This window comes from Frankia sp. CgKIO3 (assembly GCF_977946435.1).
The window spans coordinates 1-610 of record NZ_CDWTMO010000149.1; the positions used below are offsets into that span (position 1 = coordinate 1).

At 72.6% G+C, this 610-nt stretch carries 1 protein-coding gene; it reads right to left on the reverse strand.

Translation table 11 applies throughout. The features are described 5' to 3' along the window. Positions 1–327: 327 nt before the first annotated feature. Positions 328–610, reverse strand: a 283-nt coding sequence (locus AC08OJ_RS15550; RefSeq protein WP_476596089.1) for a hypothetical protein, incomplete at its 5' end; no start/stop codon positions are given.

Consider the following 610-nt stretch of genomic DNA (forward strand, 5'->3'; position numbering starts at 1 on the left):
CCCTATCCCACGGCCCCGCAGCCCCCGCCGGGCCGGTGACCCGGCCGCCCTCACCGGTCCCCGGCAGCCAGCCAGCCCATCGTCCGGCCGCACCCGCCCGGACCGGCCGGGGCACGCACCATCAGATCCACACTTCCTTAACGTCTGCTAAACAATGTAGGACGTACCGCACACACCTGACGTGGCGGCTGGTCCGCCGGTGAAACGCTCGTCTAGCGTTACCTGCGAATCAGACCGTCCGCGCCAACCGCCACGAATCGGCGCGCACCCGCTGCCACATCGCACCGGGTTCGAGGCGGTGCTGCCGGTGAGCGACCAAGTGCCGGCTCACGCATGCTGGACAGGTCCCAGGAAGACTCCGGCCCTTGCGCCGGTCCACGGAGGGGGTGACGTCGACGTCTGTCGGACGGGAGTCGAGCACTCCATCTCGAGCCACCTCGCCCCCCGCGCGAGCAAGCCGGCCGACCCGAGCAAGCCGGCCCGGTCGGGTGCCCCGTCGCACGCCGTCGCGCCGGAACGTGCCCCCACCCCGCCCCGATCCACCGCGCCGTCCCGATCCGCCAGGCCGTCCCGATCCGCCAGGCCGGGCAACATGGCGAGCGGCGTCACC